This window comes from Mycobacterium paraterrae, assembly GCF_022430545.2.
GTDB lineage: Bacteria > Actinomycetota > Actinomycetes > Mycobacteriales > Mycobacteriaceae > Mycobacterium > Mycobacterium paraterrae.
On record NZ_CP092488.2, the window covers coordinates 303,184 to 322,029 of the forward strand.

The following is an 18,846-nucleotide window of genomic DNA, read 5'->3' on the forward strand; positions in this document are numbered from 1 at the left end:
GCGTTCAGGTGGGTGGTGCCAACCAGCTTGATACTTTGCGGGTGGCGGCGAAACTGGCCCAGGAGACCGCTGCGAGGAGTTCGGTGTCGGTGGGTTGGCTGCGGCGGAAGTCCGCGATGACGGTGTCGTCGATCTGATAGGGCGCAAATGCGACCAGCAGGGCCAGTCTGCCCGCGGCCTGGTCCGTGCTGTCCAGTTCGCCGACGGCGTCCTCGACCCAGCTTCGGCTGATCCCGGGCTCTTGGCCATTCCAAGCCGCGACGCGCTCGTGCACGAGATCCCGGACCGGTTGCGTGAGGACCTCATTACCGAGGCCGTCGATGACGGCTTCCAAGCTGCCGAACGCCGCGGCGAGCGCCGGTCTGGGCGCAGTCCAGCCGAACTCCGGTGACGGTGACGCCTCGGGAAGTGAACCGACCGCACCCCCCGATGGGACCTCGATGGCCATGATCCGCTTGGCGGCCACCGTGCCGGCCACTCGTATCGTGGTCCCCCGCAGCCAGCGCAGTGTGGCGGGCAGGCTGGCGGGACCCGGGGGGAGAAAGACCTGCACCATCCGGTCGATGTAGTGGAAGCTGGCCGCTGAGGCGATGAGTTCGGGTGCCTGTTCTGGGGTGAACGGCGGCTGCTGCAAAATGTCGGCGCCGGGTTGGCGGTTGGCGAACGCCCACCGCGCGATCTCACGGGCGGTGGGGTCTTTGATGAGATCTGGTCGATTGGCGCGGATCGCCGCGGCGGTGGCGGTATCGCCGGTGCCGACGAGCAACGTGCTGTGGGCGTCGACGCAAAACGAACACTGATTGATCGCAGATACGCCTTCGCACACCACTTCACGCAGTCGGCGGCTCACTGGGCCTGCGACGATGGATTCGCGCAGCATCCCCCACACCCCGGCCAGCAGTTCAGGTATGGGCGCGTGCAGGGTGACCGGCGGGACCAGCTGGAACTCCCGCTTCATTTGCCGGTAGACCTCACCAACCAGACCGTCCGCATCACGCGGAGATACTGCATCGATGTGTTTGATGATTTGCGGAGCCAAGGACGTGAACAATGTGTCCTCGACACGAGCGGTTAACGGCGCCATGGGTGAACCTCGTCGATTCTTGAGAAGGGCTGCGGACCGTCGTCGCCGGCCGTGGTGATGGCCGTCGAAATACGTTGTCTCATCGACCGATTGGTGTCGCGATTGGTGAAGTCATCGCCCTGACCCGACGCCGATTACCTGGTGGTAGGTCTTACCCCGGCTCATTCCCGCCAGCCGGATGAAAGAGCGCCGGGCCAGAGCCGCCGCCATCAGGTCCCCGATCCGAGGCGACAACGCCTCACCGAGCAGCAACAGCTTCGCCGGACCTGGCATCACGACCCGTGATGCTCCCCGACGCACTGCCTTGACAACAGCGCGTGCAACGGCCTCAGACGTCAACGGGGTCATATGGCGAAACGGGGGTGGCATCTCCGCCTCGTCGGCATCGCGCAACAGGTCGGTGGCGGTCAACGCGGGATACATCACCGACACCCGAATGTTGCTGCCCGCCAACTCCTGACGAAGCGCATCCGAGGCCGCCGACACCGCGTGCATCACAATGGCGTAGGAGCCGAAACGAGCAAACGCTTTGCGTCCCATCACCGATGACATGTTGACGATTGCGCCGGAGCCCTGCCGCCGCATCGTCGGTAACACCTGCTGGGTTACGTCGACCATCCCGAAAAGGCTGGCTTGAAGCGTATCCCGAACGTTGTCGCTGAACTCTGCGGACTCGAGACCACCAACCCGCCCGATGCCGGCGTTGTTGACCAACACATCGATTCGACCAAAACGCCGCAACGCCGCATCCACCAACGCCACCACATCAGCGTGGGACGTCACATCGGTAGGCACGACCAGCACCTGCCCGCCCAGAACCATCAGGTCCTCTGCGACGTCAGCCAAACGCTCCGCTGAGCGGGCCGCAAGAACCACCTGCGCGCCCTGTTCGGCGAACGCCAGCGCCACCGCCCTGCCGATACCGCGTGACGCACCGGTAACCAGCACCACCTTGTCCTCGAAGTGCTTCTTCACACCACATCCCCAACTTTCCGATCCCAGACACCTGAAGGCATCACCGGCCGTGTAGGACGCCCGCAGGCGGATTCTAGATAGGAGACTAAATCTCTTAAACAAACAAATCAAGCTATTGATTCATGAATGCATCTTCGATTGTTAAGATCGTGTGGTGACAACACGGGTGTATAACCAGAACTGCCCCATCGCACGCGGTCTCGACGTCATCGGCGAACGCTGGACGTTGCTGATCGTGCGGGAACTGATCGGCGGCCCCCGCCGCTACAGCGACCTGCGAGCCGAATTGCCCGGCATCGCCACCAACCTGCTTGCGCAACGGCTCAAAGAGCTTCAAGAGTCCGGCTTGATCGACCGCACCGACTTGCCAGCGCCGATCGGCCGTACCGTCTACACCCTCACCGACGAGGCCTGGCAGCGTGTGCTTCCCATCGTCCAAGCCATCGCGCTGTTCGGACTCGACAAAATCGACCCGCAGGACGCCAGCGCCATCACTCCGCTCAACGGATTTCTGGCCGGCATGCTGCTGTCTTTCGACGCAGCCGCGGCAACCGAACTCGACACAAGCTATCGCATCGACATCGACGGCCGGCGCTTCGAATTGGCAGTCACCAACGGACATCTCGCCAGTACTCGCGGCGAACCCGACGTCACCGTCACCGCGAGCGCCGCCGACCTCATCACCATCCGACTCGGCACCCACCCCAACGCACGAAAATCCGCCCTACGCCGCATCCGCTTCGACGGCGACCCACACGCGGTCGACGCGATGCGAAACGTATTCTCGCTGCGTCTTTAACGTCTTGGGCCCTGATTAGTGCGATTCCGTCAACGGCGTCAGGCGGAGTTGGTGTTTCACGGTGACTGTTTTCATCGTTCGTTCACGGCGGGTCTTTGCGGGGCCAAGCAGAGGTCTTAAAAGATCTATGGGCTGGCAAGAGTGATCCCTTGCCAGCCCATAGATTACGTAAAGATCAGAGCGCGGTCACTCCGGTGGCTTGGGGGCCCTTGGCGCCCTGCCCTACCTCGAACTGAACTCGCTGGTTCTCCTCCAGTGAGCGGTATCCACCGCCCTGGATCTCGGAGTAGTGGACGAAGACGTCCGCACCGCCGTTATCGGGGGCGATGAAGCCGAAGCCCTTTTCGCCGTTGAACCATTTCACGGTTCCTTGCGTCATATTTCCTGTACTTCTTTCATTTACTTTCGCGAATGCAGAACACATTCACGATGCAGCATACCCTGCGATGAGACTCTCTAGATCTCTCCGACGGGTGGTTACCGCGGGCACGGGCCGGAATGCTGTCGTCGCCACCAGTAGTCGGCCCAGGCTTACGGTTTCGCCATGAGAGCTGTGGACTGCTAAGCCGCCGTGTTGACATACTTTGGCTACTGGACGCGCGGTCCTGCTATCGCAACAAGGCGGATACCCATGGGCGCAGGGATGAGACTCCAAGTACGCCGCATCTACGACGCTCCGACGCCCGACGACGGCACGAGAGTGCTGGTCGACCGGCTTTGGCCACGGGGCATGAGCAAAGCGCGCGCGCAGCTTGACGATTGGTGCAAACAGATCGCGCCGTCGCCGGAACTGCGCAACTGGTATCACCACGACCCAGAGCTCTTCGAGGAATTCTCGCGGCGGTACACCGCCGAGCTGCAGGCGGGTGAGCCAGCCGTCGCGCTGCGACGTCTGACGACGCTCGCTAGAGCAGGCACCCTGACTCTTCTCACTGCCACCAAGAATCCCGAACTCAGCGAGGCCGCGGTGCTGGCCAATCTGATAAGGCGTAACACTCGGTAAATCTGCCAACGCTGTGGGAACGGCGACGATTGGCAGCAGCGACGCGCGAAGTTGATTCCTCAGTGCGCGGCAGACTTTGCGGCGTGAGACGACTTACGTTGCGCCACGGCAGCTTCGAGGTCCCGACGGGAAGTGACGTCGAGCTTGGCGAAAACGTTGCGCAGATGCCACTCGACGGTTCGCGGACTCAAGAACAACTGGGCACCGATCTCGCTATTGGTCCGACGACGGCACGCGAGAACCCTGTCGGGGCCGAGCCTCCGGGCGAAAATAGATGAACGACCGGTCGACTATGATTGGTGCATGCCACGTCCTGCCAATCCCGCTGTCCGCCTGCGCCTGCTCGATGCCGGACTTCGGTTGGTGCACTCCGACGGTTTCGCCGCCAGCGGCGTGAAGGACATCACGAACGCAGCTGGCGTCCCCAAGGGCTCCTTCTACGCCTACTTCGCGAGCAAAGAAGCGTTTGCCGCCGCCATCCTCAACCATTACTGGTCCGACATCGAGAATCGGCTCGTACCGCTGCTGGAGGCGCCTTGCCCGCCGACGGAGCGCATCACGACCTTCTTTCACGCCTTGGCCGACGACCATGAGACCGGCGAGTTTCTGCTGGGATGCCTGGTGGGCAACTTGTCGCTGGAGTTGGCCGGCTCCAGCGAACCGGCTCGCACCGAACTGGCCCGCATCCTGCACCGTTGGGATGACGCGCTGGCGGCGTGCGTGCGCCGAGGGCAGGGTCCCAAGGGCCCGATCCGATCCGATGTTGACGCCGCGGAATTGGCGGCCATGCTGATCGAGGCTTGGGAAGGCGCGGCCCTGCGAGCGAAAGTGGTTCGGAGCCGACATCCCTACGACCGCTTTGAATCGGTCACGATTCCAGCGCTGCTGACGGCCTGACGACGCCACTTCCGGCCTATCCCGCGTCGGCGTTTGCGTTATCACCGCAGGCGATGGCTGAATGACCTCGGCCGAATTCGGCTGCCGCACTGCGATCTTGGAACAAGTCAACGCCGTGGGCGTAGTCCAATCCCGATGTGTCGGCGTCGGAGCTTGAGAAAAGTGGAGACGGACCGAAAGCAGCGAGTGTTTGCTTGGGCGTGGGGCCATTCGGCTGGACTCGCCTTGACCGACATCCCGCCGTGGATTGAGTTTGTCGAGCTGTCTGGGCATCTCGCCAACCAATTGCTGTGATTCCCGCTGAGAGCTTCCTGGAAGTCTGTCGTGCCAGCTTGGGCGCGAGATCAGCGTCGCTTAAGCTTAGAAAATCTCAGTAATCCCGCCGTGCCTATCGGTATCAGCGCGATCGTTGATAGGGGTCGTATGACCATCAAGGTTAATTTTTGGCCCGCCGGTGTGGGTCTTACAGGCGGGTTTACGCTCGCCGTCGAGATGATCGCCTTAGCTGTCGCACCAGTCTCCAATGCCACTGGCGACGACAGCGTAGGCATCGCCGGGTCCGCCGTGTCCGACACGGCTGCGGCCGTCAGCTCCGGCAACCAGTTCGATCCGGCGGTAATCCCCTACAGCCCGGACCCTTCGAATGTGTTCGCCCCCGTGTACACGATCGCGCCGGTAGGCCCTGAGGAGGCGATCAGTACCGTCACGGACCCGAACAACGTGGACACCACAGATACTTTTGGCACCCAGGACTTCAATCTTTCCGTCCTCGGTTTTCCGGTTGACTCGTTCACCGGGAATGTCGAATACTCGCCAACGCCGTTTGACGACGCGTCCGGCTTATCCGGGATTGTGAGTCAGCTCGGCCAGGAGTTGGGGCTGCCTGGCGGCTACAGCGAGGAGATCGCCACGCTTGGCGGCACCGGGACCGTCCTGCCCGACGAGCCGACCAGTTTCCTGATTTCGGAGTTCGGGTTTGGGTACGGCAACGTGTTCGAGGAGTCCATGAACAGCGCCGGGACCTCAGCCACAGTCGGGGATTTCATCCTGACACCGTTCGGCAGCGAAAACATCACCCCGATCGATGACCTGTTTCTCCCGCCAGGCATCACCGATGCGGCAAGCGCGGTTGATCCGTCGGCGTTTGCCGATCTGCTGTCCTCGATCGGGCTGTAGTTCAGAGCGTTCAGACAGCACCCGCGCGAAGGACGTGCCGACACTTGCACGCCGGTGAACTTGATGGTGTCGGGATTGCGCGCTGCTGCATAAACCCGTGCTGCACCGCGGTCGGGAAGATGGTCGACGTAGTCCTTTCCCAACCCCCGGTTTGCCCCGGTGACCCAGGGCTGTCACACCGGCGATGCGCGCTGCGCGCCTCGCCAACGGGCTACTCCACACAGCGCAGCGAGGAATCAAACGCTCCTACGAACGTGCCGTACCGAAAGTAGTTGTCTCGCGGGCGGTTTGGATGTGATCAAGGCCGAGTACCCGAAGCAGTTCGAGGGCCTGCGCGGCACTGCTGCCCGGCTCAGCAGAATGGACGATGAGCTTCTGGCCGACGTCGGGCAGATGGAACATCTCGCAGTCCAACTCGATCTCGCCGATTTCTTGATGGACGAACACTTTGGTCGAGGAACGGCGCACGGACACCTCGTGCTCGTCCCATAGTCGCGCGAATTCTGCACTGCCGGCCCGCAGCCGGCGGACTAGCTCGGCGCCGCGAGGGTCGGCGGGATGAGTGGCTACGGCTGCCCGTAGGTTGGCGACGTGACCGCGGGCCGTCGCCGCGCGATCGGCTTGCCTGAATGGGTTGTGGGCGGACGACCCTCGGCAAAAGAAGAGCACATTCACGTTGCGATCGGCGTCCGATAACGCGCTGAAGTCGGTGCCCACCAACGCCACAGCGGTAGGCGTCCACGCGAGGATGAACCCTAGGTCGTCGACAACGGTCGCGGGCAGGTCGCGAAGACGGTCGAGCAATCGCAGCACGCCGGGCCGTACATGGTCGGAGCTGCGGCCCAGCCGCGGCGCCTCCTCGCCCACCAGATGGAACAGATGATCTCGCTCGTCGTCGGTCAGCCGCAGCGCGCGGGCCAGTGCCGCCAGCAACTGGCGGGACGGGCGCGGACCGCGAGCCTGCTCCAGCCGGGTGTAGTAGTCGCACGACATGCCGGCCAGAGCAGCGATCTCCTCACGTCGCAGGCCAGGCGTACGACGCCGCCGACCGGCAGGCAGGCCAACCGCCTCAGGCTGCAGCGCGGCCCGTCGGCGCCTCAGGAAGTCAGCCAGGCTCGCAGCGTCCATCGCTCTATCCTGGTCTCCATCCGGCAGCTCAGCCAGGGATCGTCAATCCCAGCCTCGACAGGTCTCTGCCACCGGTGATCGCTCGACCGCACAGTCGTATGCATGACCACATTGATCACAGGGGCGACAGGCAAAGTCGGTAGTCGATTCGCCAGGCGAATGCATGCAGCGGGCGAGCCCGTCCGGCTGCTCGTCCGCAACAGTGCGGCCCCGATCCCGGCGGGGGTCGACATCGCCGTCGCTGACCTGCGCGACGAGACGGGCGTTCGCGGGGCGCTCAGCGGAGTGACCGCGATCGTCCACGTGGCCAGTGCCTTTCGGGCCTTTTCAGCCGAGGAAATGGCAGCGACGGACATTGCCGGCACCGACGGGCTAGCCAACGCTGCGCTGGACGCAGGCATCACGAGATTCGTCTATACCAGCACCAATCAGGTGTATGACGGCTGCGACTACGGCCGGCCGGCGACCGAAGACGACCCGGTGGGCACCGACCTGCACCCCTATCCCGCCGCCAAAGTCGAGGTCGAGAATCGGCTTCGTTCGCTCCACCATCAGCGCGGCTTGGACTTGCGGATCGTCCGGCTGCCGTTCGTCTACGGTGAGGGCGACCCGCACATCGCCGACGCGGCCTGGATGCTCGCGAACCGGCCGTCGCACCAACGGCTGCCTACCGCTCACCACGCCGACGTCAGCCAGGCGCTGTTGCGAGCCCTCCGCGCGGAAGGCGTCGCCGGCCGAACCTACAACGTGTGCGACGACGCTCCGATGACCCTCTACGAGATCTACCAACTGCACAACCTTGGGCTACCCGAGCAGGCCGGAACGGCAGATCAACCGGCGTCAAACTTCGCGGACCCCTCGCCATGGCAGCACACTGTGAGCACGGCACGGATCCGCCGCGAGCTTGGCTTTCGCCCTCTTTATCCGACGGTGACCGGCGCAGCGGAGGCCGGCGTACTCTAACTCCAGAGTTCGCGAAATCTTGTGTCCGCCTGCGTTTTTCCCGTAGCACACGGGTATCTCTTCCCCGCCGGCCAGCCTGTATGGCCGATAGCGGTCCATTACCCGCGGCCGCAAGGTAGTCGGACGCGCTTGACCTCACCCTGCCGCCTCGCCAATGGACTGCTGCTCGACGCGGCCCAATGGATCGCCGCGGTCCAGCCTGGACGGGGAATTTGCCCGGCGGATGGTGTTCAGCAATTCGCGGTATGGGCCGACGACGTGGACCGTGTCCCCGGGGCGCAACCGCGTGTGGCGACGCGGATGCATGACGGCTGGCTGGTCAGGCCGTGAGATGGCAAGGATCCGCGTTTGGGACGACAAGGCTGATAGGTGTGCGCCGGCGAGTTCACTGTTGGGCGAGACAGATATTCCGCCGACGACGAAGGATCGTTGGCCTACCGAAAACGTGCCAGCCACTTGTAGTCCGATGGCGGCGCCGATGAACCAGGGTGCGGCGAGTTCGACGGTTGACCTGGTGTTGACGAAACCGAACCGTTGCGCCAGCGCAAAACCCAGCGATCGGTCGAAAACCCGAAGTACCAGCGGGACTCCGGGTTTGCGATGTGTCGGTCCCAGCTTTCGTCCGAGCATTTGGGCCAGCACGATCCCGGTCTCGATGTTGATCATGTCGTCGCGGGTCAGCACCGCCACGGCGCGCGCGGTGTTCACTCGGGCTGCTTTCAAGGTGTGTGCCTCGGTGCCGTCGCCAATGATGACGGGAACGTCGAGTGCGCGCACGATCGGTAAGAACCGGTTCTCACCGTCTCGCTCGATCACGGCCACCTCATAACCCGCGGCGGTGAGATCACTGACCACGCGAATCCCTAACGCGCTCAATCCGATTACCACGATGTGACGGCGCAGATGGCCGGCTGATGTGCGAGCGGTTGCAAAGCTGAAACGCCGCGAAAGCAATACGTCAGCGATGAAGGCGACCAGCAATGCAACCGTGGTGGCTCCGCCGAACATCAGCATGATGGCAAAGATGCGTAGCCACGTCGGCTGATTAATGAAGGCGAAGTCGCCGTAACCGGTCGTCGTGATCGTCTCTACTGTGAAGTACAGGGCGTCGATCCATCCCATCGGCGGATCGGTATGACCGAAGCGCAATACCACCGTGGATCCGATCATCAGCACCAGGACTGCGGCCAGTACGGGGTAGAACGCCGGGTTGAATTCGTCGAGCACCGCTCTGCCAGCATCGGCGATTCGCCTCAGCGGTCGCCGACCCACCCTTGTTGGTGTTGCTGGTGAGATTTTGATGCCCCGAGCGGCCACCTGATCGGCGGTGCCGATGACGGTCATCCAGTCACCGGCACGCAACTGTCGGTCACGCCGTGGACAGGTCTCCAATACGCCTGGTGTAGGCGACTTCTCACCGTGTATGAGGGCCACTGGAGCCAAATCCCCACAGAGCTCGCGCAGGGTGGAGTTGCGGGTCGCTTCGCTGCTGGTAACGACGAATTGCATCCCACCCGTAACGATGGGGTAGGTAGCCTCGGCCAAACAGGCTTTGACGATCGATGGTGCCGCCAGCTCGGCCACATTCAGGATTGCGCCGGGACCGTTGTCACCGGCGATCGCCTCACTCAATACGTCGTTGGACAGCCTCGCGACTACCCTGACGTTCGGATTGGCCTTCCTTGCCAATAGCGCGATTTCAAGATTGACGGCATCGTTGTCACCAGCGCATACCACGGCGAGCGCGTGGGCTATACCCGCTTCTTCGAGTCGGACTTCTATCTGACCGCCGTGACGGCCGTCGTCGAACTCGATAACTGGCGCCCCTGCACCTTTCAGTTCCGCGATAATTGTGGTTGCAAGCGCATCGCTACCGACGACGATGATTTCGTTCACGTGGTAGTGACTGCATACAGCCGACGGCGGCCTGTGGTGCCGAAACCACCGGCCGGACGTGTTGCGAATGAGTGTGTGGCATAGCAACTTTCGTCGCTGCCGACAACACCAGACCGTACCGATGTGGCCGCGGCCCAGATCGCCGGTACCGACAACGACTGCACGGCGCCGGCGCTTCCCAAAGACGCACTGACATGACGTTGATCGGCTACTACGCTGCCGGAACCCGTCGCGCGCGGCCCGGGAACCTTGGCAGTCATAGGGGGCGTAGCGGCAACGGTGACTCCTAGGGCGCTCAGTCGAGCAAGCGACGTCAGGGCAGGTTGAAGCCTGCTATCGAAGGCAAATACTGGGCCCTTGAGCGCCCCAACGCCGCGAGGTACAGCCGACAGCACCTGGCCATAGGCCTGCATCAGTCCAAATGGCGGCGCGAGCACTCCGTGCGCTCGAGCGCTGACTGACGCGCGCCGGTGATAAATCTGCTCGGAGGTCTCGTCCAACTCTGCCAAGAGTGGAGCGGCTTGGCCCAGCCAGTTGGACTCGGCCAACAATTCGCGCAGCGCCCGGTAAGCAGTCGACGCCACGGTGTCCATAGCCGCCGTCGGGACATGGCCGGCATGTGGCGCATTGCCGTGCCCATGGAAATCTGAATTCCTCGGCCACGTCGCACCCGGCACGAACGGTGACGCGAAACCCATTGCATACTCCTGTGATTGATGCGGCGTGCCACCCAACAGATCGCTCCAGCTTTCGAGCCGAACCCGTCCCCTGTCGCCGCGCGGGCCCACAATGTCAGTCAACCTAAGGCACTTAGCTGGTCACTTCCAATGCAGGCCCTGGCAACTTGCTGCCAAGGACAGCTTGTGCCGGATATTCTCAGCGGCCGTTGCCGCGCCGTAGACGACGTCGATAAGGACGACATCAGGCTCGATACCCAGATGCGCTGTGCGCGTTCATGTTCAGCGCGTCCCGAGGAATGAGTCTGGTGCGCACTTCAGTGGTGTCAGGATTTCGTAAAGAATGCTCCACAGGGCTGGGGACGGTGTCTGCAGCCTCGGCGACCGACGTATCGGACTGTCTCGAGGTTTGCTCAGCCAGATGGGTGTCAGTTGCGCACCGCCATTCGTTAAGGCCTCGTCACAACACCGAAGAGTGTAACGGCGCCGCAATCCATCTCGATGTCCATCGCGGACGCGGCGCGCCGACGGGCCATTTTCCGATCACCACTAACCGGCAGCTGGGAGCCGGTACCACCTCATCTGCAAGGGAAAAGGAATCAATGACTACACGACACCCACTAGCCACGCTTGCCATTCGCCGGTCCCTCGGTTGATCGAGCATCCGGTGGGCGAAGACTCCACTAAGCCGAGCCGGCCACTTATCGGGTTCATCACTCGGGAGAATGCGCCGCCGATTACGCCCGCACCGATCAACCGAACATGGATGTCTGAGACGCGTGAGGGTCGACCACATCGATGCCTGCCGATGCTCATCGCGAACCAAAGTGGTTGGGAGCTGTGCAATCCCTCCGCATTCACCGCTACCTGGTTCGGACAGGACAATCACGTTGACGTATTGATCGCACCCGACAAGCGCGACCCCGATCAGCTTCTGCCCGTGAGTCATTTTGGCAACGGGATCCTGACGTGGAACCTGCCGATCCTGTTTAGGACCCCGCCGGGCTACAACCTCCTGGTCCGCGGACCGGCAAACTATCCGAAGGACGCGGTGTCACCGTTGGAGGGCGTAGTTGAGACTGATTGGGCAAGCGCAACTTTCAGCATGAGCTGGAAACTAACGCGCAAACTGATGCCGGTGCGATTCGAGCTCGACGAGCCGATCTGCATGATCGTTCCGCAGCGCCGAGCCGAACTGGAAGAGTTCGCCCCCGAACTCAGGCGCATCGAGTCAGACGCGGATCTGCACCGCAAGCATGAGTTCTTCCTTCGCTCACGTAGTGCGGCAAATCAGATCGAGCAGATAGCCCGTGTCGCGGCCGGAGAGCAAGTGGAGTGGCAAGGTGACTACATGCGAGGCAGGCACACCGACGGCCAGGCCGGCAGCCCTGATCATCAGAGCCGCCGCCACCTTCGGTCGTTTGCACAGCGGGGGAAATAGCCCGGGCGTCAACCATTACCCCAAGGGTTCGCGCCGGCATCCCAACGCTGCTGCAAGTCGGGGTACAGGGTGTGGAGGTGCTTGGGGATTGTCTGCTTGATTTCCCGTGTGAAGTCGTCTGTCAGGACCTCCGGTCGACCCGCTTGCACGGCGTCGAGTGTTTGGGCCGCCACCTCGCTGGGAGCGATCTTGTCGTCACTGACCGTTGCGGTCATGTCGGTGTCGATGAATCCGGGGTGGACCCCGACGACAAGCGTTCCTGCCCTGCGCATTTCGAGGCGAAGAGCGTTGGTCAACGACCATTCAGCTGCCTTCGAGGCACAGTAGGAAGCGTTGAAGGGCAGTGAATAGAAGCTCGCCACCGACAGGACGTTGACCAAAGCTCCCCCACCGTTGGCTGCCAGCACCGGTGCGAACTCGCGGGCCATTGTCAACGTGCCGAAGTAGTTTGTGTTCATCTCCTTTCGTGCGGCATCTGGATCCGAGGCTGACAAGAATGGCGACTCGAGCATCACCCCGGCGTTGTTGATGACGACGGTGGCATCAGCTGCCGCCGACGCGGCCGCGGACACTGCGGCGGCATCAGTGATATCGAGGGCCACGGCGGTGATCCGGTCGTCGTCGACGACGACCGAGTTCGGATTGCGGGCCCCGGCGTACACCCGGGCGGCTCCGCGCTCCAGCAACGCCGTGACGTAAGCGCGACCCAGGCCGCGGTTGGCTCCGGTAACCACCGCTACGGCACCGGTTATCGACACTCCACCATCCAATTGTGTTGTGCTCACGTCATATTCTCCTTTTCAGTGATCGTTGCTTTGCTTCCGACGGCGGTTCAGCTGGTCGTGCCACGTCGGCGGTGATGGCTTTTCTCCTGGTGCGGTCGCCGCGGACGATGCAGGCCGGTTCGCTCATTGGCGGTACGCAAGGTCGGCTGCGGTCAGGCCTTCTAGCGCCATGCCGGTGGGCACTCCCTCGACGATCCGGCGCAACAGCTTCTGGTTGAGGGTTTGCTTCTGCAGCGAGCGGTACAACCGTGGTTTGGCGGCCAGCCTCCGGGCGAGTTCCAATCCTCGGTCGTAAACTCGGTCGTGTTCCACGACTTCGTTGACTACGCCCCACCGTTCGGCGGTGATGGCGTCGATCGTCTCACCTGTCCATAGCAGCCACTTCGCTCGCGCGGTACCGGCGACCTCCTCCCACACCACCTGCAGGCCGTCGCCTGCGGTGATCCCGAAGGCCGGATGTGGGAAGTCGCCGTAGGTGGCGCGATCGGAAGCAATGTGTACGTCGGTGAGCAGGAGATATTCCGAATGCACGGTCGCGGGACCGTTGGCGACGCCGATCACGGGAATGGGAAGACTCAGCAACCGCTGGAGGACAGCCAGTCCTTCTCGGCGGATTTTTTCCCACACCAGCGGTTTAAAGATCTCACCGAGGCTGTCACCGTCGATGGCATCCATGAACACGTCACCTGCGCCGGTGATTATCACTGCCTGGTTGTCGGTGTCGAGGGCGACATCTTCCAGAGCCGCAGGCAGATCCTCGTGAGTCTGTCCGGTGAAGGTAATCGGTCCGCCGTCGGTGTGGAATCGCAGCGTGAGGATGCCGTCCTCGGTGCGCTTGAAAGACAAGTTCTCGTAACGGGTGAAGTAGGCGGGGTCGGACATGGAAATGCTCCTGTTTCTGAATTGTTTTGCTGTGTCGAGATCTTCGAGCCGAGCGACTCGGTCAGCAGTCGGGGAACAGCGCCCAAATGTCGACGGGTCACGACGCCCCCGACCGTGACGTCGTCGGTGTCGTGGTGACGCCGTACATCAGGCTCAGCACCGCCTCCGCGCTACCAAGCAGCCCGGCCGACGGCTCGGCGCAGTAGTTCCCCTCGACACGCTCCACTCAACAACGCGACCCGCCACAATGCCCGTGTCGGCGCATAGCGGTTGCGGCAGCTGCCATTGGGTGCGCTTATGACCGCAGGTGGTGTGATGTTCAGGTGGAAATCCGAGAGATGCGCATGTTCATCGCGGTAGTCGAGGAAGGTACGGTCACCGCGGCTGCGCGCCGCCTGCACATCAGTCAGCCCGCGCTGTCGCAGGCGATGGTCGCCCTCGAACGCAGGCTCGGGTTGCAGCTGCTGGTTCGCCACCGCACAGGCATTACGCCTACCGATGCCGGCCGCACCCTGCTCGCCGAGTCGCGGGCCGTACTGGCTCGCCACGACCAAGCCGTGGCGGCATTGACCCGCCATGACAGCTCCGGCGACGTTCTGCGCCTTGGGATACCTCTGGAGCTGCCACCCGAACTACTTCCAGCGGCTTTGGCGAGTTTGAGCGCCGCATACCCGCAGACGCGCGTCCAAGCGCGACACGCCTCGTCCGCCGAGCAACTCGACGGGCTACGCGATGGAGAACTCGACGTCGGACTGGTGCGGGAGCGCCCGCCCGGACCCGATCTGGATGCAATGCTGACCGTAGAGGAACCTTTGGGCGTGTTGTTGGCCCGGGCGCAGGCCGAGGCGCTGGCGACCGATCGTGGCGTCAGGTTGGACGCCCTCGCCGGCCTGGAGTGGGTCGGGTTTCCGCGATCTGGCAGCCCCGCCTGGTTCGATGAATTGACCGCGGTCCTGCGCAGCCACGGGGTGAGCCCGGGCTCCCAGGCTCCCGCTGGAGAGCCGCTCATCGCAGAGGTCAAACTGGCTTCGGTGACCTCGGGTCGTGCCTTCGCGTTGGCTCCGCCGCACTGGTCACAACCAATGCCCAACGATGTCAGCTGGTATCCCCTGGTTGGCAGTCCGCTGGTCCGGCGTACCTGGGCGGTGTGGGCCGCGGACTCTCGGCGCCTGGACATCGCTCACTTCGTTGACGCGCTCCAGAACGAGCCCCCTAGGGAACCGCCGCCTTAGGAGCGGCGCTGACCGCCAGCCACGCCTCGTCACCGAGGCCGATTCCGGCCCGTCAGCGGCATCCTTTCCGTCCAATGTTGTTGATGACCACACTGCTTCGAGCGAGTCAACAAGAAGTCGTTGCCGGGCAGTGCAACTCGCTCTTGTCACCAAATGACTTCGAGCCACGATAGGGCGGTGCGTAGGGTGCTCGAAGTCCAATAGGGTCGCGCAGCTCGTTGCGATTGAATCAGGTTGCACCGCAACGCATTGACAATGACGGCGTTAAAGCCGCTGTTGGGATCTGGTGCCTACTTCGGGGCGGCCGCCGGGTAGGTGGATCTGTCGACAGTTGGACCGATCTGGTTCCAGAGCAGTCGGGTGAGGACCTTGCGTGGCAAGAAATTCGCGCCGATCTGAGTCTTGCGCGCGCCGTACCCGAGGACCAGACGTGCGCGCGGCTTCAGGATGGCCTCAGCGACGCGAGTGGCAACCTCGGCGGGATCCGTTCGCAGGAACTTGTTGGCAAAATCGTCGCTGCCGGCCGACTTCGCGATGTTGGTAGCGACCCCGCCGGGGTGAACGAGGTGAACGGTGATCGGCTCGTTGACCAATTCGACCATCAGTGATTCGGTGAAACCGCGGACTGCGAACTTCGACGCGCAGTAATCGCTGCTGCTGGGGGTTCCGGTCAGCCCAAAGATGCTGCTGATGTTGACGATAGCTCCCTCGCCGTGCGCCCGGAGTTGCGGGAGAAACGCGCGGGTACCGTGCACCACTCCGTAGAAGTTAATGCCCATCACCCGCGTGTAATCGGCATCTTTGAGTGACCACACAGGCTTGCCCCCGCCGCTGATTCCCGCGTTGTTGATGACGACGTGAGCGCCGCCCAGTTCGTCGCGTACCCGGTCGGAGAATCCGTACATCGCGTCGCGGTCGCTCACATCGAAGGCGGACTGCAGAACAGCCGTCGCCTCCGGAAGCAGTCCGACCGTCTCGCCGAGCGTGGTCGCGTCGTAGTCGTTGAGCGCGAGCTTGGCGCCCCGTCGCGCAAACTCGAGCGCATACGCACGGCCCATCCCCGAACCCGCGCCGGTGACGACAACTACCTTGCCGGCAAACGATTTCATTGGTCGGTTTCTCCTTCCCTATTGGACAGCTTCTGGCTGTGTGGACAGAAACTGCCCTGCCGTAGTGCGCCGCGCCTCAGTACCACCGGAATCCTCGGCAGCCTACTGGTGTCCGCTCGAGGACCCACTGCCGCATACCCGCTTCCTGACTATTTGTCATTGACATCAAGTCAATCAATGGTAGCGTTCTCCCACACCGGTGCCAGGTTCGCCCGTCTTTCACGGCTCGGCGCTCACCTGTCACGCCGCATAGCTCGCCGTCCCGGGCCACCTTCAACCACGCACGCCAACCAGGAGATGAACATGACCACGTTCAGCACCGACACCACAGAGACCGTTGACGATGTTCTGGACCGCATCGGCGCGCTGCAACCCTTGATCCGTGAGCATTCGGCCCAAAACGAACGTGACCGCAAAGTCTCCGACGAGGTGATCGCCGCGTTGCGGGACGCTGGCGCGTTCCGCCTGGCCGCGCCCCGCCGGTTCGGCGGTCTCGAAGCAGGGCTGCGGGCGATGCTCGACCTGTCTGCCCTCATCGCCGAAGCCGACGGCGGAACGTCTTGGGTAACAACGCTGTCCAATATCAACGCCTGGTCGACCTGCCTCTACGACCCGACCACCGTCGACGAGATATACGCCGACGGACCCGACGCCATACTCTCCGGCGTGGTGTCTCCGGGCGGCACGGCACGCAAGGTGCCCGGTGGCTACGTCATCAACGGCCAATGGCCGTACTCATCGGCGAGCCTGCACGCCCAGTGGGTCTCAGGTGGAGTGTGGGAAGTCGACGAGGATGGTGACGAGATCGACCAAGCCATGGTCGTCATGCCGATCTCGGATGTTCAGATCAAAGACACTTGGTACGTCGCCGGGATGCGCGCCTCGGGAAGCAACACCATCGTCGCCGAGGACGTGTTCGTCCCCGAACACCGGATCAGTTCCATGCTCCCCGTGCCTTCAGGCGGGTACCTAGAGCAACATCCGGACAATCCGTTCTATCGCGCGGCATTCGCGCCCATGCTGGTGCTCGTCCTCGTCGGCCCCCAGCTGGGATTCGGACGCGCCGCCCTGGACATCGCGATCGGGAAAGCGTCCACAAAAGCCTTGGCGTACAGCAACATCGAACGACAGACCGACTCGGTCGCCTTCCAGCTGTTGCTGGCCGACGCAGCCACCAAGATCGATACCGCCCACCTGCACGCCTACCGCGCCGCCGACGACGTCGAGCGATATGCCCAGCAGGGGATCTATCCCGACTTCACGGCGCGTGCACGAATGCGGGCGGACGCCGCCGTCGCGTTGAAAAGCATCAACGCCGCAATCAACACGCTGCTCGATGCCTGCGGGGCCGGGAGTTTCGCCGAGGTCAACCCGATGCAGCGCATCTGGCGCGACTCCAACATCGGGGCGCGTCACGCGGTGACACTTCCGCACGTCTCGATGGAAACCTACGGAAAGGCGTTACTGGGAAGGGTCGACCACATCACAGCGATCGTCTGATGCCCACCGCAAACCTGTCCACCACCGTATTTGGAGAGGCTTGATGCCTGAAATCACCACATCACAAGAGATCGACGCCCCACAAGACGCTGTGTGGTCGTTGGTCTCCAACCCGCAACGGTTTGCCGACTGGAACACCCTGCACCTGAGATGGGACGAAGAACCGCCTGCTGAACTGATCAACGGTGCGCGCATCGTCGACGTCGTCAAGATCAAAGGCATCGTCGATACGATCGCGTTCACTGTCGACGATGTGCGCCATCCCGAATTCCTCTCCTTATCCGGCTCAGGCAGCACGGGCTCCACCGTGGTTCTCGACGTCACCGTGACCGAACAATCCCCCACCCATTGCGTGGTGACCCTGCACATCGTCTTCACCAGTTCCGTGCTGTTCGGCCCCCTCGGCAAGGTCGTCGAACGGGCCTTCCGCAAGCAACTTGACGCCTCGCTGGACAAGCTCGCCGCGGCGTTCGTCAGCACGTAAACCCCCAGCCGGGCAACCGATTACGCCCGGACGCTGCCAGTTCGGAAGGCCACGACAACGGCGTGCGCCACCGCCTACGCCGACGGATCGCCGAGTTCGCTGAGCGCGTCGTCGATGCCCGTCCGAGGATCGAGCCGGGTCGCTTCACGCATCACCGCCGCGGCCATGGCCACCATCCAGTCGACCAATTTGTCGATGCTGTACGGCTGATCGTTGTGTAGCCAGAAGATTGCCGCTTCGTCCATGGCACTAACCGCGGCTCGGCCTGCCATGCGCACCGCCGGCCGAGCGGCGTCGACGCCGAAGAGTTCGGCGGTGGCCTCCACCGCTCGCCACCGAGCGGCCTCGAACACTTCCCACGCCGAAGGATCTGCGCCACGGCCTCCCAGGATCAGGCGCTGCGCCAAGCCCGGGTTGTCGGCAAGGTACTTCAGGTGGGATGCGACGGCGTGACGGAGTTGCTCGGCCGGTGGCAGGTCCGGTCGGAAGGCGAACGCGGCGGCGAGTTGTTCCGCTGCGCCCCGCATGGCCTCTAGATAGATGCCGCGCTTGCTGCCGAAATAGTGAAACAACAGACCATGTGCCACCCCGGCGGCCTTGGCGATGTCGCTGACCGCTACATCGTCGTAGGGAGTCTCGGAGAAAATCTGCACCGCGGCGGAAACAATGCGCTCGCGGGTCTGAGCCGCCTGTTGGGCTCTGGCAGTCGGCTTCTTCATCGGAGACGCCATGGTCGGCCTCCTTCCTCGCCGGGGAAGAATCCGACGTATGGCAAAGCACCCATCCCATTCTCGATCAATGACACCGAGTCAATG

Annotated in this window: 19 protein-coding genes and 1 pseudogene; 9 read left to right on the top strand and 11 right to left on the bottom strand. The window is 63.0% G+C overall.

Annotation, left to right across the window (positions count from 1 at the left end; all coding sequences use genetic code 11):
• Positions 1-4: 4 nt before the first annotated feature.
• Both MKK62_RS01380 and MKK62_RS01385 read right to left on the bottom strand, forming a co-directional pair.
• Complete coding sequence (locus MKK62_RS01380; protein WP_240262752.1) at positions 5-1,084, bottom strand: carboxymuconolactone decarboxylase family protein; 1,080 nt, start codon at positions 1,082-1,084, stop codon at positions 5-7.
• A 111-nt stretch (positions 1,085-1,195) separates the two neighbouring features.
• Positions 1,196-2,059, bottom strand: a complete 864-nt coding sequence (locus MKK62_RS01385) for an SDR family NAD(P)-dependent oxidoreductase (RefSeq protein WP_240262751.1) — start codon at positions 2,057-2,059, stop codon at positions 1,196-1,198.
• A 154-nt stretch (positions 2,060-2,213) separates the two neighbouring features.
• Between MKK62_RS01385 and MKK62_RS01390 the strand changes: the two genes are divergently transcribed.
• Positions 2,214-2,858, top strand: coding sequence for a winged helix-turn-helix transcriptional regulator (locus MKK62_RS01390; protein ID WP_240262750.1), 645 nt, complete (start codon positions 2,214-2,216; stop codon positions 2,856-2,858).
• Between the two features lie 175 nt (positions 2,859-3,033).
• Here the strand turns inward: MKK62_RS01390 and MKK62_RS01395 are convergent, their stop codons facing one another.
• Positions 3,034-3,237 carry a cold-shock protein gene (locus MKK62_RS01395; RefSeq protein ID WP_240262749.1) on the bottom strand — a complete coding sequence of 68 codons (204 nt, stop codon included), beginning with the start codon at positions 3,235-3,237 and terminating at the stop codon, positions 3,034-3,036.
• A 252-nt stretch (positions 3,238-3,489) separates the two neighbouring features.
• On the opposite strand from MKK62_RS01395, the gene MKK62_RS01400 reads away from it, so the two are divergent.
• Positions 3,490-3,861 carry a DUF488 domain-containing protein gene (locus MKK62_RS01400; RefSeq protein WP_240262748.1) on the top strand — a complete coding sequence of 124 codons (372 nt, stop codon included), beginning with the start codon at positions 3,490-3,492 and terminating at the stop codon, positions 3,859-3,861.
• A gap of 59 nt (positions 3,862-3,920) precedes the next feature.
• Here MKK62_RS01400 and MKK62_RS26490 read toward each other — a convergent pair whose 3' ends face one another.
• On the bottom strand, positions 3,921-4,058 hold the full coding sequence (locus MKK62_RS26490) for a LuxR C-terminal-related transcriptional regulator (protein WP_350355741.1): 138 nt from the start codon (positions 4,056-4,058) through the stop codon (positions 3,921-3,923).
• Between the two features lie 106 nt (positions 4,059-4,164).
• Between MKK62_RS26490 and MKK62_RS01405 the strand changes: the two genes are divergently transcribed.
• A complete protein-coding gene (locus tag MKK62_RS01405; protein ID WP_240262746.1) occupies positions 4,165-4,758 on the top strand; it encodes a TetR/AcrR family transcriptional regulator in 594 nt (197 codons plus the stop codon).
• Between the two features lie 423 nt (positions 4,759-5,181).
• A complete protein-coding gene (locus tag MKK62_RS01410) occupies positions 5,182-5,934 on the top strand; it encodes a hypothetical protein (protein WP_240264261.1) in 753 nt (250 codons plus the stop codon).
• A 62-nt stretch (positions 5,935-5,996) separates the two neighbouring features.
• Here the strand turns inward: MKK62_RS01410 and MKK62_RS01415 are convergent.
• Together MKK62_RS01415 and MKK62_RS01420 are read right to left on the bottom strand one after the other, a co-directional pair.
• Positions 5,997-6,077 (bottom strand): annotated as a pseudogene (locus tag MKK62_RS01415) (short-chain dehydrogenase); the annotation flags it as partial.
• A 103-nt stretch (positions 6,078-6,180) separates the two neighbouring features.
• Entirely contained in the window at positions 6,181-7,062 is an 882-nt protein-coding gene (locus MKK62_RS01420) for a helix-turn-helix transcriptional regulator (protein ID WP_240262745.1), read from the bottom strand.
• Positions 7,063-7,164: 102 nt separating this feature from the next.
• On the opposite strand from MKK62_RS01420, the gene MKK62_RS01425 reads away from it, so the two are divergent.
• Positions 7,165-8,025, top strand: a complete 861-nt coding sequence (locus MKK62_RS01425) for an NAD-dependent epimerase/dehydratase family protein (RefSeq protein ID WP_240262744.1) — start codon at positions 7,165-7,167, stop codon at positions 8,023-8,025.
• Positions 8,026-8,160: 135 nt separating this feature from the next.
• Here the strand turns inward: MKK62_RS01425 and MKK62_RS01430 are convergent, their stop codons facing one another.
• Complete coding sequence (locus tag MKK62_RS01430; RefSeq protein WP_240262743.1) at positions 8,161-9,921, bottom strand: NAD-binding protein; 1,761 nt, start codon at positions 9,919-9,921, stop codon at positions 8,161-8,163.
• Between the two features lie 1,344 nt (positions 9,922-11,265).
• Between MKK62_RS01430 and MKK62_RS01435 the strand changes: the two genes are divergently transcribed.
• Positions 11,266-12,039, top strand: a complete 774-nt coding sequence (locus MKK62_RS01435) for a DUF6065 family protein (RefSeq protein ID WP_240262742.1) — start codon at positions 11,266-11,268, stop codon at positions 12,037-12,039.
• 8 nt (positions 12,040-12,047) lie between these two features.
• Here the strand turns inward: MKK62_RS01435 and MKK62_RS01440 are convergent, their stop codons facing one another.
• Both MKK62_RS01440 and MKK62_RS01445 read right to left on the bottom strand, forming a co-directional pair.
• Positions 12,048-12,824 carry an SDR family oxidoreductase gene (locus MKK62_RS01440; RefSeq protein WP_240262741.1) on the bottom strand — a complete coding sequence of 259 codons (777 nt, stop codon included), beginning with the start codon at positions 12,822-12,824 and terminating at the stop codon, positions 12,048-12,050.
• A gap of 123 nt (positions 12,825-12,947) precedes the next feature.
• Complete coding sequence (locus MKK62_RS01445) at positions 12,948-13,706, bottom strand: enoyl-CoA hydratase/isomerase family protein (protein WP_240262740.1); 759 nt, start codon at positions 13,704-13,706, stop codon at positions 12,948-12,950.
• Between the two features lie 323 nt (positions 13,707-14,029).
• Between MKK62_RS01445 and MKK62_RS01450 the strand changes: the two genes are divergently transcribed.
• Positions 14,030-14,938 (top strand): LysR family transcriptional regulator, encoded by a 909-nt coding sequence (locus tag MKK62_RS01450; protein ID WP_240262739.1) that lies wholly within the window; start codon positions 14,030-14,032, stop codon positions 14,936-14,938.
• Between the two features lie 290 nt (positions 14,939-15,228).
• Here the strand turns inward: MKK62_RS01450 and MKK62_RS01455 are convergent, their stop codons facing one another.
• The gene (locus tag MKK62_RS01455) at positions 15,229-16,047 is read right to left on the bottom strand and encodes an SDR family NAD(P)-dependent oxidoreductase (protein WP_240262738.1); all 819 of its coding nucleotides are present in this window, start codon (positions 16,045-16,047) and stop codon (positions 15,229-15,231) included.
• 303 nt (positions 16,048-16,350) lie between these two features.
• On the opposite strand from MKK62_RS01455, the gene MKK62_RS01460 reads away from it, so the two are divergent.
• Positions 16,351-17,547: an acyl-CoA dehydrogenase family protein gene (locus MKK62_RS01460; protein WP_240262737.1), complete on the top strand. Its 1,197-nt coding sequence runs from the start codon at positions 16,351-16,353 to the stop codon at positions 17,545-17,547.
• A 43-nt stretch (positions 17,548-17,590) separates the two neighbouring features.
• Positions 17,591-18,031 carry a type II toxin-antitoxin system Rv0910 family toxin gene (locus tag MKK62_RS01465; RefSeq protein WP_240262736.1) on the top strand — a complete coding sequence of 147 codons (441 nt, stop codon included), beginning with the start codon at positions 17,591-17,593 and terminating at the stop codon, positions 18,029-18,031.
• Positions 18,032-18,105: 74 nt separating this feature from the next.
• On the opposite strand, the gene MKK62_RS01470 is transcribed toward MKK62_RS01465, so the two are convergent.
• Positions 18,106-18,762, bottom strand: a complete 657-nt coding sequence (locus MKK62_RS01470; protein WP_240262735.1) for a TetR/AcrR family transcriptional regulator — start codon at positions 18,760-18,762, stop codon at positions 18,106-18,108.
• Positions 18,763-18,846 lie beyond the last annotated feature (84 nt).

Coding starts and splice junctions, on each gene's coding strand:
- MKK62_RS01380 (WP_240262752.1), bottom strand. CDS start 1,084: ATGGCGCCGTTAACCGCTCGTGTCGAGGACACATTGTTCACGTCCTTG.
- MKK62_RS01395 (WP_240262749.1), bottom strand. CDS start 3,237: ATGACGCAAGGAACCGTGAAATGGTTCAACGGCGAAAAGGGCTTCGGC.
- MKK62_RS01400 (WP_240262748.1), top strand. CDS start 3,490: ATGGGCGCAGGGATGAGACTCCAAGTACGCCGCATCTACGACGCTCCG.
- MKK62_RS01405 (WP_240262746.1), top strand. CDS start 4,165: ATGCCACGTCCTGCCAATCCCGCTGTCCGCCTGCGCCTGCTCGATGCC.
- MKK62_RS01410 (WP_240264261.1), top strand. CDS start 5,182: ATGACCATCAAGGTTAATTTTTGGCCCGCCGGTGTGGGTCTTACAGGC.
- MKK62_RS01420 (WP_240262745.1), bottom strand. CDS start 7,062: ATGGACGCTGCGAGCCTGGCTGACTTCCTGAGGCGCCGACGGGCCGCG.
- MKK62_RS01425 (WP_240262744.1), top strand. CDS start 7,165: ATGACCACATTGATCACAGGGGCGACAGGCAAAGTCGGTAGTCGATTC.
- MKK62_RS01445 (WP_240262740.1), bottom strand. CDS start 13,706: ATGTCCGACCCCGCCTACTTCACCCGTTACGAGAACTTGTCTTTCAAG.
- MKK62_RS01455 (WP_240262738.1), bottom strand. CDS start 16,047: ATGAAATCGTTTGCCGGCAAGGTAGTTGTCGTCACCGGCGCGGGTTCG.
- MKK62_RS01460 (WP_240262737.1), top strand. CDS start 16,351: ATGACCACGTTCAGCACCGACACCACAGAGACCGTTGACGATGTTCTG.
- MKK62_RS01465 (WP_240262736.1), top strand. CDS start 17,591: ATGCCTGAAATCACCACATCACAAGAGATCGACGCCCCACAAGACGCT.
- MKK62_RS01470 (WP_240262735.1), bottom strand. CDS start 18,762: ATGGCGTCTCCGATGAAGAAGCCGACTGCCAGAGCCCAACAGGCGGCT.